13 protein-coding genes are annotated in these 16,734 nt (G+C 38.8%); all 13 read left to right on the forward strand.

All coding sequences use genetic code 11. From position 1 onward, the window contains the following. The first annotated feature begins 41 nt into the window (after window positions 1–41). The 13 genes from accD (at window position 42) to polA (ending at window position 16,725) form a co-directional block, all read left to right on the forward strand. Complete coding sequence (gene accD / locus FB379_RS09875) at window positions 42–905, forward strand: acetyl-CoA carboxylase, carboxyltransferase subunit beta (protein ID WP_066247816.1); 864 nt, start codon at window positions 42–44, stop codon at window positions 903–905. After that, the gene (gene accA / locus FB379_RS09880; protein ID WP_144597846.1) at window positions 899–1,873 is read left to right on the forward strand and encodes an acetyl-CoA carboxylase carboxyl transferase subunit alpha; all 975 of its coding nucleotides are present in this window, start codon (window positions 899–901) and stop codon (window positions 1,871–1,873) included. The genes accD and accA overlap by 7 nt, the downstream gene beginning before the upstream one ends. Window positions 1,874–2,052: 179 nt before the next feature. After that, a complete protein-coding gene (gene pfkA, locus FB379_RS09885) occupies window positions 2,053–3,012 on the forward strand; it encodes a 6-phosphofructokinase (protein WP_063387397.1) in 960 nt (319 codons plus the stop codon). Between the two features lie 49 nt (window positions 3,013–3,061). After that, window positions 3,062–4,822 (forward strand): pyruvate kinase, encoded by a 1,761-nt coding sequence (gene pyk, locus FB379_RS09890; RefSeq protein WP_144597847.1) that lies wholly within the window; start codon window positions 3,062–3,064, stop codon window positions 4,820–4,822. 136 nt (window positions 4,823–4,958) lie between these two features. After that, window positions 4,959–5,348: an FxsA family protein gene (locus FB379_RS09895; protein ID WP_144597848.1), complete on the forward strand. Its 390-nt coding sequence runs from the start codon at window positions 4,959–4,961 to the stop codon at window positions 5,346–5,348. A 301-nt stretch (window positions 5,349–5,649) separates the two neighbouring features. After that, window positions 5,650–6,768: a citrate synthase gene (citZ, locus tag FB379_RS09900; RefSeq protein WP_063387400.1), complete on the forward strand. Its 1,119-nt coding sequence runs from the start codon at window positions 5,650–5,652 to the stop codon at window positions 6,766–6,768. A 96-nt stretch (window positions 6,769–6,864) separates the two neighbouring features. After that, the gene (icd, locus tag FB379_RS09905) at window positions 6,865–8,136 is read left to right on the forward strand and encodes an NADP-dependent isocitrate dehydrogenase (protein WP_066247811.1); all 1,272 of its coding nucleotides are present in this window, start codon (window positions 6,865–6,867) and stop codon (window positions 8,134–8,136) included. A 95-nt stretch (window positions 8,137–8,231) separates the two neighbouring features. Continuing rightward, complete coding sequence (mdh, locus tag FB379_RS09910) at window positions 8,232–9,170, forward strand: malate dehydrogenase (protein WP_094246539.1); 939 nt, start codon at window positions 8,232–8,234, stop codon at window positions 9,168–9,170. A gap of 243 nt (window positions 9,171–9,413) precedes the next feature. Then, complete coding sequence (locus FB379_RS09915) at window positions 9,414–10,136, forward strand: response regulator transcription factor (protein WP_063387489.1); 723 nt, start codon at window positions 9,414–9,416, stop codon at window positions 10,134–10,136. After that, the gene (pnpS, locus tag FB379_RS09920) at window positions 10,129–11,889 is read left to right on the forward strand and encodes a two-component system histidine kinase PnpS (protein WP_066247809.1); all 1,761 of its coding nucleotides are present in this window, start codon (window positions 10,129–10,131) and stop codon (window positions 11,887–11,889) included. Before FB379_RS09915 ends, pnpS begins: the two co-directional genes overlap by 8 nt. A gap of 204 nt (window positions 11,890–12,093) precedes the next feature. Further along, the gene (gene hflK / locus FB379_RS09925; RefSeq protein WP_066247808.1) at window positions 12,094–13,104 is read left to right on the forward strand and encodes an FtsH protease activity modulator HflK; all 1,011 of its coding nucleotides are present in this window, start codon (window positions 12,094–12,096) and stop codon (window positions 13,102–13,104) included. Continuing rightward, complete coding sequence (gene hflC / locus FB379_RS09930; RefSeq protein WP_130156141.1) at window positions 13,091–14,005, forward strand: protease modulator HflC; 915 nt, start codon at window positions 13,091–13,093, stop codon at window positions 14,003–14,005. The genes hflK and hflC overlap by 14 nt, the downstream gene beginning before the upstream one ends. A gap of 89 nt (window positions 14,006–14,094) precedes the next feature. Then, entirely contained in the window at window positions 14,095–16,725 is a 2,631-nt protein-coding gene (gene polA / locus FB379_RS09935) for a DNA polymerase I (RefSeq protein ID WP_144597850.1), read from the forward strand. Window positions 16,726–16,734: the final 9 nt, after the last annotated feature.

Consider the following 16,734-nt stretch of genomic DNA (forward strand, 5'->3'; position numbering starts at 1 on the left):
TGCAATGAAGACATTATTCAGCCAAAAAGGGAGGTTCTATTTTGATAAAAAACATTTTTTCAAAAAAGAAAAAATATGCATCGATCCCTTCCGGACATGCAAAATATGATGTTCCTGAAGGTATTATGACAAAATGTCCAAAATGTAAAAAGATTATGTACTCAAAAGAAATTGAAAAAAATTTAAAAGTGTGCAACAACTGCGGCTACCATTTTCAAATGGGAGCGAGAGAAAGAATTGCCAGCCTTTTAGATCATGGCAGCTTTTTAGAATATGACAGCGATATGCGTTCTGAAAACCCTCTTAATTTTGAAGGGTATTTAGAAAAGCTAGAAAAAGACAAAGAGAAAACGAAGCTAAATGAAGCTGTTGTGACAGGCGAAGGAACAATCGGCGGATTTCCAGTAGTAATTGCCGTTATGGATGCGAGTTTTCGCATGGGGAGCATGGGTTCGGTAGTTGGAGAAAAAATTACAAGGGCAATTGAAAAAGCGAAGAAAAAAAACATCCCCTTTATTATTTTCACAGCTTCAGGCGGTGCTCGTATGCAAGAAGGCGTCCTCAGTTTAATGCAGATGGCGAAAACTAGCGCTGCTTTAAAATTATTCAGCGATGAAGGCGGACTCATTATTTCGGTTATGACCCATCCGACTACAGGGGGAGTATCGGCTAGCTTCGCTTCTTTAGGTGACTACAATTTTGCCGAGCCTGGTGCATTAATCGGTTTTGCAGGGCGCAGAATCATAGAACAAACGATCAGAGAAGAGCTTCCGGAAGATTTCCAAACTGCTGAATTTCTGCTGAAGCATGGGCAGCTTGATTCTGTATTGCACCGCCACCAACTGCGGGATACGTTAATCAACCTCTTGGATATACACCAAGCAAAGGGGGATGTAGATTGGTAGGAGAACTGGAATTTGAAAAGCCGATTATAGAATTAAAGAAAAAAATTCATGAATTAAAGGAATTTACAAAAACAGCGGATGTAGATTTGTCGGCTGAAATTGAAAAGCTGGAAACAAGACTAAAAAATTTAGAAAAGGAAATATATGATCACCTCTCCCCGTGGAATCGCGTCCAAATCGCACGCCACCCGAATCGCCCTACAACGCTTGATTATATTGAGCTGTTATTTGAAAATTTTTTCGAATGCCACGGAGACAGATATTTTGGTGATGACGAAGCGATTGTAGGAGGCGTTGCAAAATTTCATGGGATCCCTGTAACGGTAATCGGGCAGCAAAGAGGAAAAGATACGAAAGACAATATCCGAAGAAATTTTGGTATGCCGCATCCTGAAGGTTACCGTAAAGCATTGCGCCTTATGAAACAGGCGAACAAGTTTAACCGCCCTATTATTACATTTATCGATACAAAAGGAGCTTACCCAGGAAAAGCTGCAGAAGAGCGGGGACAAAGTGAAGCAATTGCCAGAAATTTGTTTGAAATGGCCGGTTTTTCTGTTCCAATTATATGTATTGTCATTGGAGAAGGAGGAAGCGGCGGCGCATTAGCATTAGGAGTAGGAAATCATATATATATGTTGGAAAATTCTACTTATTCAGTTATTTCTCCCGAAGGGGCTGCCGCCCTATTATGGAAGGATGCCGGCTTAGCTAAAAAAGCGGCAGAAACAATGAAGATCACTGCCCAAGATTTAAAAGAGCTTGGTGTTATTGATGATATCATTCCGGAAGTAAAAGGCGGGGCACATAGGGATGTCCAATTGCAAGCTAAACACATTGAACAGGCTTTAAAACGTTCATTAAAAGAATTGACCAATATGAGCGGAGAAGAGCTGATCAGGCATCGGTACGAAAAATTTAATAGTATTGGGGCCGTTATTGACGAACAAGTGACAAATACGCAGTAACGTGCGCTCCTTGATGGAGCTGCACGTTATTTTTTTATTTTTATCTTTCGCATCGCTTCTTTTTGTGTATAATAATAAAGAATTTAACTATTCTAAGCTTACTATGCTCAGCGATTATCAGATAATATGATCATTATTTTATGTAAGCTTTGTTTGAGCAGTCCAAGAGAGGTGAAATTATGAAAAAAATCGGCGTTTTAACGAGCGGCGGCGATTCTCCCGGTATGAACGCTGCAATTCGTGCCGTTGTCCGCAAAGGAATTTTTCATGGATTAGAAGTTTATGGAATTTATAATGGTTACTCAGGTCTTATTTCGGGAAAAATTCAAAAGCTTGAACTTGGTTCAGTAGGTGACATCATTCATCGCGGTGGAACGATGCTCTATACGGCACGGTGCGAAGAATTTAAAACAATCGAAGGACAAAAAAAAGGAATTGAACAATTGAAGAAATTCGGGATTGAAGGTCTTGTCGTTATTGGCGGAAACGGCTCCTACATGGGCGCAAAAAAGTTGACTGAACATGGATATCCATGCGTTGGGGTGCCGGGCACCATCGACAATGACATACCTGGAACTGACTATACGATCGGTTTTGATACAGCACTTAATACGGTGATACAGGCAATTGATAAAATTCGTGATACAGCTACCTCCCATGAGCGTACATACGTAATAGAAGTAATGGGTCGGGATGCCGGTGACATCGCTTTATGGTCCGGGCTTGCCGGAGGTGCGGAAACCATTTTAATTCCGGAAGCAGATTTCAAAATAGAGGAAATCATCGATCGATTAAAACGAGGCCATGAAAGAGGGAAAAAACATAGTATTATTATTGTCGCTGAAGGTGTGGGAAGCGGCGTCGAAATAGGCCAAAAGATCAAAGAGATGACAAACTTTGAAACGCGTGTTTCTGTATTAGGCCACATTCAACGCGGCGGATCGCCTACCGCATTTGATAGAGTATTGGCAAGCAGACTAGGCGCTTATGCGGTGGAACTGCTTCTTAATGGTAAAGGCGGACGATGTGTAGGCATCCAAAATAATCAGCTTGTGGATCATGACATTTTAGAAATTTTGGATCAGCCTCATACGGTTGATAAGTCAATGTACAAGCTTTCAAAAGAACTTTCTATATAAAGTATGAACATGGGATCGTTTTCATAATGTTTAGGAGGTATGCCAATTTATGCGAAAAACGAAAATTGTTTGTACAATAGGTCCTGCAAGCGAGAGCATCGAAATGTTGGAAAAACTAATTAAAGCCGGCATGAATGTGGCACGGCTCAATTTTTCGCATGGAGATCATGAGGAGCATAAAGCGAGAATTCAAAACATTCGGGAGGCAGCGAAGCGCTTGGGCAAAAGTGTTGCAATATTATTGGACACAAAAGGCCCTGAGATTCGAACGCATACAATGGAAAACGGAGAGATACAATTAGAAGCAGGATCCCGCCTTCTTATTTCAATGGAAGAGGTTGTCGGCACGAAAGAAAAAATTTCGGTTACATATAAAGGATTAATCAATGATGTTTCCATTGGTTCTAAAATATTGCTTGATGACGGATTAATTGGTTTAGAAGTTACAAAGATTGATAAAGAAAAACAGGAAATTGAAACGAAGGTATTAAACAGCGGAATTTTGAAAAATAAAAAAGGAGTCAATGTTCCTGGAGTTAGTGTCAATCTTCCTGGAATTACGGAGAAAGATGCAAAAGATATTTTGTTTGGCATTGAGCAGGGAGTCGATTTTATCGCTGCATCATTTGTTCGCCGCGCTTCCGATGTATTGGAAATTCGCCAACTGCTGGAGGAGCACCAAGCTGACGATATTCAAATTATCCCGAAAATAGAAAATCAAGAAGGCGTTGACAATATTGATCAAATTTTGGAAGTTTCCGACGGGCTAATGGTTGCTCGAGGAGATTTAGGAGTAGAAATTCCCGCTGAAGATGTTCCGCTTGTCCAAAAGGAACTGATTCGCAAATGCAATCAATTAGGAAAACCTGTTATTACTGCTACTCAAATGCTTGATTCGATGCAGCGAAACCCAAGACCTACCCGGGCGGAAGCCAGCGATGTAGCAAACGCTATTTTTGATGGAACCGATGCAATTATGCTTTCAGGCGAGACAGCTGCCGGTTTATATCCGGTAGAAGCAGTGGAGACGATGCATAAAATTGCTTCCCGCGTTGAACAAGCTTTAGATTATCGCCAAGCCTTAACGAAACATACGAAAGTTGCTGATTCAACGATCACAAATGCAATTGGACAATCAGTAGCTTATACGGCGATTAATTTGGACGTTTCGGCCATTATCACGCCAACAGTCAGCGGCTATACGGCCAAAATGATTTCGAAATATCGGCCAAAAGCGCCGATTATTGCAGTAACATCCAGCAGTAAAGTATGCCGTAAGCTTGCCCTTGTATGGGGTGTGCATCCAACAATAGGACAAATTGCTACAACAACAGATGAAATGCTTGACATAGCTGTGCGTGAATCTATAAACACTGGAATTATTACACATGGAGATCGAGTGATTATTACAGCCGGAGTACCTGTAGGAGAAACAGGTTCCACAAATCTGATGAAAGTCCATGTTGTTGGCGATGTTTTAGGAAAAGGTCAAGGGATTGGACGAGCATCGGCATTTGGAAAGGTTATCGTTGCAAAGAATAGTAAAGAAGCTGTTGAGAAAATGGTGAAAGGTTCAATTCTCGTTACGAATGGGACCGACAAAGACATGATGGAAGCGATTGAAAAAGCAGCTGCACTTGTTACGGAAGAAGGCGGCTTAACGTGCCATGCGGCCGTAGTCGGTTTGAGCCTTGGCATTCCAGTCATTGTCGGGGTAGAAAATGCAACAGAAATTTTGAAGGATGGTATGGAAGTCACTGTGGATGCAATACAAGGGATGATATATAAAGGACATGCGAGCGTTCTATAATTTTGATTGAAAGGAGAAGGATTTCAGTTCCTTCTCTTTTTTTGTATAGTAAAGATTAAGAAACGAGTATTTTACATCTCTCTTTTGTATAGTAAAGAGTAGGGAACGGGTATTTTATATATGGAGGAGATAGCATATGCGAACATTATTGATTTTTTTTATTGTTGCACCGGCTTGTGAAATAGGGGTTTTGCTTTTATCTGGAAAGACGATCGGGGTGCTTCCGACTGTGCTATTGATTATCTTAACAGGCTTTGTTGGGGCTTATTTGGCGAAAAAACAAGGAATTCAGGCTGTGCGAAATCTTCAAAAGGAAATTCAATATGGGCGCATTCCAAGCAATGCCATTTTGGATGCAATGGCTATTTTAGTCGGAGGAATCATGCTATTGACGCCGGGATTTATTTCGGATATCGTCGGTTTGTTTCTTTTATTTCCAATCACAAGAAATTGGGTAAAGCCTTTTCTTATTCAATTCATAAAAAAATGGATTGATAAACATACGATCCATATTATTCGGCCATAATTCAATAAAAGATTTATTATGCTGAAATAAGTAATTCTTATTCAATTCTATAAGATTTTTTTATTAAAAAAAAGAATTCCGTAAAAAATATCTTATTTATCTGATTCACAAAAGTCTGATAATTGTTTATAATAGAGGTGTATTTTTTAATTCATATGTTTGGTGATCATTTCACTGATAAAAAATATTTCACAAAAGAAATGAAAGCATTTTCTTTTTGTGAAAAAATGAAAGTTTTATGAATTTTGTTTATTTCTATTTGAATTGCAGTTCAAAATTTTTATGTAAAGGGGAGATAGCCATGACAGCAACGCGTGGACTAGAGGGCGTGGTAGCCACAACTTCATCAATAAGTTCTATTATTGATGATACATTGACATATGTTGGTTACAATATTGACGATTTAGCTCAAAACGCAAGCTTTGAAGAAGTTGTTTACCTGCTTTGGCATCGAAAGCTTCCGAATAAGGAGCAATTAGAGGAATTAAGAAAGCAGCTTGCTGAGAATGCGTCGATACCGAATGAAATATTAGAACATTTTAAAACTTATCCGATTGATAAAGTACATCCGATGGCAGCTTTGAGAACAGCTGTATCTTTGCTTGGATTGTATGACGAAGAAGCGGACAACATGTCTGATGAGGCAAATTATCGAAAAGCAATTCGATTGCAGGCGAAAATTTCTACAATTGTCGCTGCTTTTGCCCGCATCCGCAAAGGATTGGAGCCTGTTCAACCGAGAACAGATTTAGGCTTTGCCGCTAATTTCTTATATATGTTAAAAGGTGAAGAACCTGATCAAACTTCCATTGAAGCCTTCAACAAAGCGCTCGTCCTTCATGCAGACCATGAATTGAATGCTTCGACATTTACTGCAAGAGTATGTGTGGCAACGCTTTCGGACATTTATTCCGGAATTACTGCGGCAATTGGAGCATTGAAAGGACCGTTGCATGGCGGTGCGAACGAACGCGTTATGCGAATGTTAACAGAAATTGGTGAACCTGAAAATGTAGAATCTTACATTCGCGAAAAATTAGCAAACAAAGAAAAAATTATGGGATTTGGTCATCGAGTTTATCGCAAAGGGGATCCTCGTGCCAAACATTTAAAAGAAATGTCCCGCAGACTAACAGAAATCACCGGTGAAACGAAATGGTATGAAATGTCAACTAAAATTGAGGAAATCGTAACATCTGAAAAATCTTTACCGCCGAATGTTGATTTTTATTCAGCGTCTGTATACCATTGCTTAGGTATTGATCATGATTTATTTACGCCGATTTTTGCAATAAGCCGCACATCTGGATGGTTAGCCCATATTTTAGAGCAATATGAAAACAATCGATTGATTCGTCCTCGTGCGGAATATACAGGACCAGAAAAACAAGTATTTATCCCTATCGAAAAGCGCAGCTAACAGGTAAAATAGAAAAGGGATTCCTTTTTCTTCCCTGTTAAGCATGGCCATGCTTTTATACACAAATAGAGAATACATATTTAGGAGGTAATGATTGTGGCAGAAGGTCAAAAAATTACAATGACAAATGGTACTTTAAACGTTCCAAATGATCCTATAATTCCGTTTATTGAAGGAGACGGCACTGGTCCTGATATTTGGAGAGCTGCGTCAAAAGTGCTGGAAGCAGCTGTAGAAAAAGCATACAATGGCGAAAAGAAAATCGTTTGGAAAGAAGTGCTTGCTGGTGAAAAAGCTTTTAAAGAGACTGGGGAATGGCTTCCTCAAGAAACGCTTGATGTGATACGCGAGTATATGATTGCGATCAAAGGTCCGTTAACAACTCCTGTAGGTGGAGGAATCCGTTCTTTAAACGTTGCTCTTCGCCAAGAGCTGGATTTATTTGTGTGCTTAAGACCTGTCCGTTATTTCAATGGAGTTCCTTCCCCTGTAAAACGTCCTCAAGATACAGACATGGTAATTTTCCGTGAAAATACCGAAGACATCTATGCCGGCATAGAGTATGCAAAAGGGACAGAAGAAGTAAAAAAAGTCATTGAATTTTTACAAAAAGAGCTGGGAGTAAACAAAATCCGTTTCCCTGAAACGTCCGGAATCGGCATTAAGCCTATTTCTGAAGAAGGAACGAAACGGCTTGTCCGTGCGGCCATTAACTATGCAATTGAACACGGAAGAAAATCTGTCACCCTTGTTCATAAAGGGAACATTATGAAATTTACAGAAGGCGCGTTTAAAAATTGGGGATATGAATTGGCTGAGCAAGAGTTTGGCGATAAAGTATTCACATGGGCTGAGTATGACCGCATTGTTGAAAAAGAAGGAAAAGAAGCGGCTAACAAAGCGCAAGAAGAAGCAGAAAAAGCTGGAAAAATTATTATTAAAGATGCAATTGCAGATATTTTCCTACAGCAAATTCTTACTCGTCCGCGCGAGTTTGATGTAGTAGCAACGATGAATTTAAATGGAGACTACATTTCGGATGCTTTGGCTGCACAAGTAGGCGGAATCGGTATTGCTCCAGGAGCAAACATTAACTACGAGACAGGGCATGCGATTTTTGAAGCAACACACGGTACAGCACCAAAATACGCCGGACTTGATAAAGTGAATCCATCTTCCGTAATTCTTTCTGGAGTGCTTATGCTCGAACATCTAGGCTGGAAAGAAGCAGCTGATTTAATCATTCAAGCAATGGAAAAAACGATCGCTTCAAAAGTTGTCACCTATGACTTTGCACGCCTCATGGACGGAGCTACGGAAGTAAAATGCTCTGAATTCGGCAATGAATTGATTAAAAACATGGGTTAAACAAAGAACTGAGAGCTGCTTCTTTACGAAGTAGCTCTCCATTTAGATTCATTTTTGAAAAATCACTTACATAAAAGAGAGGATGGATGCTTGAAATGGCGATTAAAAGAAAGAAAATTTCTGTCATTGGTGCTGGATTTACTGGTGCGACAACAGCTTTTTTGCTGGCAAAAAAAGAGCTGGGAGATGTTGTGCTCGTTGACATTCCGCAAGCAGAGAATCCGACAAAAGGGAAAGCGTTGGACATGCTTGAATCAAGCCCTGTTCTTGGATTTGATGCGAACATTATCGGAACATCAAACTATGAGGAAACGGCTGATTCCGATATTGTTGTGATCACGGCAGGAATTGCAAGAAAACCTGGAATGAGTCGAGACGATTTAGTGCAGACCAACCAAAAAGTAATGAAAAGCGTCACAAAAGAAGTTGTAAAATATTCCCCAAATTCCATTATCATTGTGCTGACAAATCCGGTTGATGCAATGACTTACACTGTTTATAAAGAATCCGGATTTCCAAAACACCGCGTCATCGGTCAATCTGGAGTTTTAGATACCGCAAGATTCCGCACATTTGTTGCTCAAGAATTGAATTTATCAGTCAAAGACATTACAGGATTTGTGTTAGGCGGCCACGGAGATGATATGGTGCCATTAGTTCGCTATTCATACGCAGGGGGCATTCCGTTAGAAAAATTAATCCCGAAAGAGCGCTTGGATGCGATTGTTGAAAGAACTAGAAAAGGCGGGGGAGAAATTGTTAACCTGCTTGGAAACGGAAGCGCATACTACGCACCAGCCGCATCTCTTGTAGAAATGGTGGAAGCGATTGTTAAAGATCAGCGCCGCGTATTGCCTGCCATTGCATATTTAGAAGGAGAGTACGGTTTTGAAGGTATTTATTTAGGCGTTCCAACAATTCTTGGAGGCAATGGCTTAGAGCAAATTATTGAGCTTGAACTGACGGATGAAGAAAAATCAGCTTTGGAAAAATCTGCAGAATCTGTAAGAAATGTTATGAAAGCATTAATATAGTGCATGATCGAAAAAGGAGGACATGTTATGTTCCTCCTTTTTCTTATAAAAGAAAAAAGAGAGTTTGCATAGAAAATTCGTCCGCTTTTTCAATTTCCGCTTCAAAACCGCTCCATCATGTTTCTATCGATTCTTTAAAATCTTCTGAAAGCAGCTTTTCTTGTATTGGTTCTTTCTGCTTCGTGGACTATAATAATAATAAAGAATAATAAGAACAGTAGGAGAAAATTATTGGAGGATTTTATGAGTAAAAAAATATTAGTAGTGGATGATGAACAATCGATTGTCACTCTTCTTCAGTATAATCTTGAACAAGCAGGCTATGAAGTCATTACTGCTCAGGATGGAAGCGAAGGATTTGAAAAAGCAATTACAGATGCACCGGATTTAATTGTGCTTGATTTAATGCTCCCGAGTATAGATGGTATGGAAATTTGTAAACAGCTTAGACAGCGCAAAGTGATGACGCCCATTTTAATGCTTACGGCAAAAGATGATGAATTTGATAAGGTGCTTGGGCTTGAGTTAGGTGCGGACGATTACATGACAAAACCGTTCAGTCCAAGAGAAATTATCGCTCGGGTAAAAGCAATCCTGCGGCGTGTCAGATCAGAAGATGCTCACATGCATGTAAAAAAAGAAGCGGAAGAAAACAACATTATTATCGGTGATTTAAAAATTATGCCTGAACGATATGAAGCTTATTTTGAACAAGAAAGACTTGACTTTACACCGAAAGAGTTTGAACTGCTTCTTTATCTTGCGAAACATAAAGGCCGAGTTTTGACAAGGGATCAGTTATTAAGCGCTGTTTGGAATTATGATTTTGCCGGTGATACAAGAATTGTGGATGTTCATATCAGCCATCTAAGAGAAAAAATTGAACGGAATACGAAAAAGCCTGAATATATTAAAACGATCAGAGGTCTAGGCTACAAACTGGAGGATCCAAAGCTAAATGAGTAAGTTCCGTTCAAAACTGCTTCTTGCGTTTACAGCATTAATTATTACTGTTCTGCTTGGTTTTGGATTTATTTTAGGACAATTATTTCAATCGTTTTACTTCATCAATTATGAGAAGCAATTTAAAAAAGAAGCCGAGTTGATCAAGCTGGTCATTGAGAATGAAAAGATCGGTTCTACCGAAATGAAGCATAAAATGGAGGAAATGAGCGAAAAGTTAAACTCACTCCTTCTTTTTATGGATATGGACGGAAACATCGTTTTTAAAACAGGTCCTAGCTTTCATCAAAGCGACGAAAGGTTATCAGAACTGATCTTGACCAACCACCGAAATGCAAAGGAAGGATTTCGCCTAGATCTCGATCAAGCTGATTTGTTATTTTACGGTATTCCCATCTTTCAACAAGATGAACGAAAGGGATTTTTAGTTTTCGGGACTTCCATCAAATATTTCGAAGCGATGAATAAAGAAATTTGGTTTTTCATTATAGGGAGTCTTATTGCGGCATTAACGATCATTTTAATTTTTGGCACCCGCATTATGAAGCAGTATACGAAACCGATCGAATCGGCGACAGAAGTGGCGATGGAGCTTGCAAAAGGAAATTACAAAGCGAGAACATATGAAAATTCATCAGGCGACGAAACGAGTATGTTAAGCAAATCCATCAACATTTTGGCACGCAACCTTCAAGACATGACAAGAACCCAGGAATTGCACCAGGAAAGGCTGCAAACATTGATTGAAAACATGGGAAGCGGTCTTCTTTTCATCGATGAACGTGGCTATATTAGCCTGATGAATAAAGCCTTTAAAGAAATTTTTCAAATTAATCAAGAGGATTATTTATATAAATCTTACCAAGAAGCGATCGCATATAAAGAAATTATTCAAATGGTCGAAGAAATTTTTTTGACGGAATCAAATATAAGAAAGCATATTATGCTTCCTGTTAACATCGAAAGAAAGCATTTTGAAGTTTACGGTGCTCCGATCATTGGAAAAAGTGAAGTATGGAAAGGCGTCGTTCTTGTTTTTCACGATATTACCGAATTGAAAAAGCTTGAACAAATACGAAAAGATTTTGTAGCAAATGTATCTCATGAATTAAAAACACCGATCACCTCCATCAAAGGGTTTTCTGAAACATTGCTGGATGGCGCCATGAAAGATGAACAAACATTGCATTTTTTTTTATCCATCATTTTAAAAGAAAGCGAACGAATGCAATCTTTAATTCAAGATTTATTAGATTTATCAAAAATCGAGCAGCAGGGCTTTCAGCTGGAGCTTAGAAAATGCAATGTAAACGAGTTTTTAAAAGAAATTCATCATTTGCTAGATAGAAAAGCGAAAGAAAAAAATATTGATTTTATATTGGATGTTCCAGACGAGCCTGTTTTTATTGAAGGCGATCCTCATCGGCTGAAGCAAATTTTTATAAACTTAGCCAGCAACGGAATTATGTATACGCCAGCTGGCGGAAAAGTGACCCTTTCTGTTAAGGCTGGACATGATGAAGTAGCCATTTCTGTTCAAGACACCGGAATTGGAATTAGAGAAGAGGAAATTCCTAGAATTTTTGAGCGTTTTTATAGAGTTGATAAAGCTAGAAGCAGAAACTCAGGTGGAACTGGTTTAGGGCTTGCGATCGTAAAACATTTAGTAGAAGCCCACCAAGCAAATTTGACAGTCAAAAGCACCGTTGGTGTTGGAACGACTTTTACTGTGACTTTTCAAAGATACAATGAATAGTTTAACATAAGATTTACATCCAATTTATGCTAAGTTAACATTTGATTGTTAAAATGGCATTCGAAAACCCCTTCATCCAAGGAGCCCATTTGCAGATGGAAACAATTACGTTTCCGTCTTTTTTTTATGGCTGCGTTTTTTAAATGAAACAAAATCGTACTTTTTTCGTATGAAATAATAAATAGAGAGAGATGGGGGGATATAATGGTAAGCATAAGAAGATTATTAACAATTATTGGATTTATTTTTCTGATCAGCATTCTCGGTCTTGCTGCGATTACTTCCTGGTATACTGTAGACGAGTCGGAACAAGCGGTTATTACTACATTTGGAAAAGTGGAAGAGGGTATAACTGAGCCTGGGCTTCATTTTAAATGGCCATGGCCGATTCAATCGGTAAAAAAACTATCCAAAGAAACATTCAGTTTACAATTTGGATATAAAGAGAAAGATGGAAAAGTTGAATCTTTTCCAAAGGAAACAAAAATGATTACAGGCGACGAAAACATTGTGTTAGCAGATATGGTCGTTCAATGGAAAATAACGAATCCGGCAAAATATTTGTTCAATGCAGAAAATCCAAAGGAAATTTTGCGGGATGCAACATCTGCTTCGTTAAGAAGCATTATTGGAAGCACAAAAATTGACAATGCTTTAACGAGCGGAAAAGTGGAAATTGAAGCTCAAGTGCAAGAATTATTAAGCTCGTTGATGAAAAAGTATGATATTGGCATTTCAATCATTGCGGTCAAATTGCAGGATGTTGATTTGCCGAACGAAGAAGTTCGAAAGGCGTTTACAAACGTTACGGATGCAAGAGAAATGATGAATACGAAAATAAACGAAGCCAATAAATATAGGAATAAACGAACAAAAGAGGCAGAAGGAGAGCGCGATGCAATCATCTCCAAAGCTGAAGGTGACAGAGCGTCCAGAATTGAACAAGCGAAAGGGGAAGTCGCACTATTTAATTCTTTATACAATGAATACAAAAATTCAAAAGAAATCACAGAAAAACGTCTAATTTTAGAAACGATAGACAGCGTGCTGCCAAATGCGCAAATTTACATTATGAAGGATGATGGAAATACAATGAAGTATTTTCCTGTTCAGCCTATGCAGCAAGTGCTGCCTAATGATCAGCAAAGTCAGCAAAAAGCTGATCAATCGAGCGAGAACACGCAAAAAAGAGGTGAAAACAATGGACAAGAATGAAAAGAAAATTAATTTTGAATGGAAGAAATACATACGCCTAGGGTCTGTTATAGCCGGTTTATTTGCGTGTTTGCTATTTTTATTCAGCAACGTTTTTGTTGTGAAAGAAAATGAATATAAAGTCGTTCGCCAATTTGGCGAAGTTGTAAAAATTATAGAGAAGCCTGGCCTCCATTTAAAAATTCCTTTCATACAAACAGTTGAAAGTCTTCCAAAGCATCAATTAACGTATGATGTGGAGGAAGCGGAAATCAATACAAAGGATAAAAAACGAATATTAATTGACAACTATGCGGTTTGGAGAATCGAAGATCCGAAAGAGATGATCGCCAATGCAAGAACAGTTGTCAATGCAGAGGCAAAAATGTCGGAATTTATCTTTTCCACTGTGAGATCGGAGCTTGGAAAACTGAATTATGATGAAATTATTAATGATGAAAAGTCTTCCCGCGGGAGCCTCAATGACAAAATCACAAATATTGTTAATAACCTGCTTGAACAAAATCATTTCGGCATTAAGGTGGTTGATGTAAGAATTAAACGGACGGATTTGCCGGAAGCAAATGAAAAATCGGTATTTACTAGGATGATATCAGAGCGGGAATCAAAAGCCCAAGAATATTTATCGATGGGGGATGCAGAGAAAAATCGAATTGTTGCTGAAACGGACAGACAAGTAAAAGAAATGCTGGCAAAAGCTGAAGCTCAAGCTGAAACCATCCGCGGTCGTGGAGAGGCGGAGGCGGCGAAGCTCTATAACCAGGCTTATTCAAAAGATCCTAAATTTTATGAATTATATAGAACACTTCAATCCTACAAGAAAACAATCGACGGTGAAACAGTCATCGTTCTCCCGTTCGATTCTCCATACGCCAAAATATTAATGGGAGAAACAGAATAAAATCGATAAGCCATGTTTTTTCTTCTGCTGAAAGTAATGGTAGAATAGAAGGAAGGCATGGCTTTTTTAGTTGAAGGAGGCTAGTAGTAGTGACAAAGAAGCTAGTTTTAATTGATGGAAACAGTATTGCTTACAGAGCGTTTTTCGCTTTGCCGCTTTTAAATAATGATAAGGGGATTTATACGAATGCAATTTACGGCTTTACAAATATGCTGTTAAAAATACTGGAGGAAGAAAAACCGACACATATCCTTGTTGCATTTGATGCAGGGAAAACAACGTTCCGGCATAAAACTTTTAAAGAATATAAAGGAACTCGGCAAAAAACCCCGCCTGAATTGTCGGAGCAGCTACCATTTATACGGGATTTGCTTGATGCCTACAAAATTACAACATATGAACTCGAAAATTATGAGGCTGATGATATTATTGGAACAGTTGCGAGACAAGCTGAGAAGCAAGATTTTGAAGTGAAAATTATTTCCGGAGATAAGGATTTAACACAGCTGGCAACTGAAAAAACGACCGTTTCCATCACGAAAAAAGGAATTACGGATGTTGAACCGCACACGCCTGAATCGATTCAAGAGAAGTATGGGCTAAGCCCGGCACAAATTATTGATTTGAAAGGATTGATGGGCGATCAATCAGATAATATCCCAGGTGTGCCCGGCGTTGGAGAGAAAACCGCGATTAAATTGCTGAAACAGTTTGAGACAGTCGAAAATATTTTAAATTCGATTGAAGAAGTAAATGGAAAAAAATTAAAGGAAAACTTACAAAACTATAAAGAGCAAGCATTAATGAGCAAACAGCTTGCGACAATTCATTGTGAAGCTCCTGTCGAAATAAAAATTCAAGACCTTGAGTATAAAGGCTATGACAAAGAAAAAGTAGTGAAAATTTTTAAGGATCTAGGCTTCCAATCGCTCCTAGACAAAATGGGAGAGCATGAGAATGAAGAAGCGGATGAAATGCCGACGATTAAGTTCGAAAAAGTTGAAAAGCTGTCAGACAAGGTTTTATCAGAGAAGGCAGCTCTTTTAGTGGAAATCATTGATGAAAATTATCATACTGGAGAAATCATCGGGTTTTCTATCGCAAACGAAAATGGATGTTTTTATATTCCAGCCGAAATTGCGCTACATTCAAAAGAGTTCATAGAATGGGTGAAGGATGAAACAAAGCGGAAAGTGGTGTATGATGCGAAAAAATCAATTGTGGCGCTGCGCTGGCGAAACATTGATTTAGCAGGTATTGAGTTTGATGTTCTCATTGCCTCATACATTTTAAACCCGTCTGAAACGATTGACGACATAGCCGAGCTTGCAAAGGCAAAAAATAAACATTTAGTTCAAAAGGATGAAGTGATTTACGGAAAAGGCGCTAAACGTCATATCCCTGATGAAGACATTTTAGGCGAACATCTTGCCAGAAAAGCGTTAGCCATTTATGAGCTGGAAGAATTATTAATACAAGAATTAGAAGAAAATGAACAATTTCATTTATTCAGCGAATTGGAGCTTCCGCTGTCAGCCATTTTATCTGACATGGAAACAACAGGAGTAAAGATAGACGTCAACCGTCTGAAAGAAATGGGAAAAGAGCTTGATGAACAGCTGAAGCAATTAGAAAAGGATATTCATCGTCTAGCTGGAGTGTCATTTAACATTAATTCTCCGAAGCAGCTTGGGCCGATTTTATTTGAAAAGCTCAATCTACCGGTTTTGAAAAAGACCAAAACGGGGTATTCGACCTCTGCGGACGTTTTAGAAAAATTGAGAGGACAGCACGAAATTGTGGAGAAAATTTTGCATTACCGGCAGCTCGGAAAGCTTCAATCGACGTATATTGAAGGGCTGCTGAAGGTTGTCCATCGTGATACGCATAAAATCCACACCCGATTTAATCAAGCATTAACGCAAACCGGAAGATTAAGCTCCACAGACCCGAATTTGCAAAACATTCCGATTCGCCTTGAGGAAGGCCGCAAAATTCGTCAAGCATTTATCCCTTCTGAAAAAGATTGGGTCATTTTTGCAGCGGACTATTCCCAGATTGAACTGCGAGTGCTTGCGCATATATCTGGAGATGAAAAATTGATTGAAGCGTTTAAACAAGATCTTGATATTCATACAAAAACGGCGATCGATGTGTTCCATGTCGAAGAAGATAAAGTGACCTCCAACATGAGAAGACAGGCAAAAGCAGTTAATTTCGGGATTGTTTACGGAATCAGCGATTACGGATTGTCGCAAAACTTAGGAATTACCCGAAAAGAAGCTGGTGAATTTATTAAAAAATATTTTGAAATTTATAAAGGTGTTAAAGAATATATGGATGGCATAATCCAAGAGGCGAAGCAAAAAGGCTATGTAACGACACTAATGCAGCGTCGGAGATATATTCCGGAAATTACGAGCAGAAATTTCAATATCAGAAGTTTTGCCGAGCGAACAGCCATGAATACTCCGATTCAAGGAAGTGCAGCGGATATTATCAAAAAAGCGATGATCGATATGGCGCAAGAAATTGAAAAACGAAATTTGCAAACGAGGCTGCTGCTTCAAGTTCATGACGAATTGGTGTTTGAAGCGCCAAAGGATGAAATTGAAATTTTAGAAAAGCTTGTTCCGGAAGTAATGGAAAATGCCATTCAGCTAAAAGTGCCGTTAAAGGTTGATTATTCTTACGGTTCTACGTGGTATGAAGCGAAATAATTTGAAAAA

It is taken from the genome of Aeribacillus composti, assembly GCF_007827555.1.
Taxonomy (GTDB): Bacteria; Bacillota; Bacilli; order Bacillales; family Aeribacillaceae; genus Aeribacillus; species Aeribacillus composti.

Coding starts and splice junctions, on each gene's coding strand:
- pfkA (WP_063387397.1), top strand. CDS start 2,053: ATGAAAAAAATCGGCGTTTTAACGAGCGGCGGCGATTCTCCCGGTATG.
- pyk (WP_144597847.1), top strand. CDS start 3,062: ATGCGAAAAACGAAAATTGTTTGTACAATAGGTCCTGCAAGCGAGAGC.
- FB379_RS09895 (WP_144597848.1), top strand. CDS start 4,959: ATGCGAACATTATTGATTTTTTTTATTGTTGCACCGGCTTGTGAAATA.
- citZ (WP_063387400.1), top strand. CDS start 5,650: ATGACAGCAACGCGTGGACTAGAGGGCGTGGTAGCCACAACTTCATCA.
- mdh (WP_094246539.1), top strand. CDS start 8,232: ATGGCGATTAAAAGAAAGAAAATTTCTGTCATTGGTGCTGGATTTACT.
- FB379_RS09915 (WP_063387489.1), top strand. CDS start 9,414: ATGAGTAAAAAAATATTAGTAGTGGATGATGAACAATCGATTGTCACT.
- pnpS (WP_066247809.1), top strand. CDS start 10,129: ATGAGTAAGTTCCGTTCAAAACTGCTTCTTGCGTTTACAGCATTAATT.
- hflK (WP_066247808.1), top strand. CDS start 12,094: ATGGTAAGCATAAGAAGATTATTAACAATTATTGGATTTATTTTTCTG.
- hflC (WP_130156141.1), top strand. CDS start 13,091: ATGGACAAGAATGAAAAGAAAATTAATTTTGAATGGAAGAAATACATA.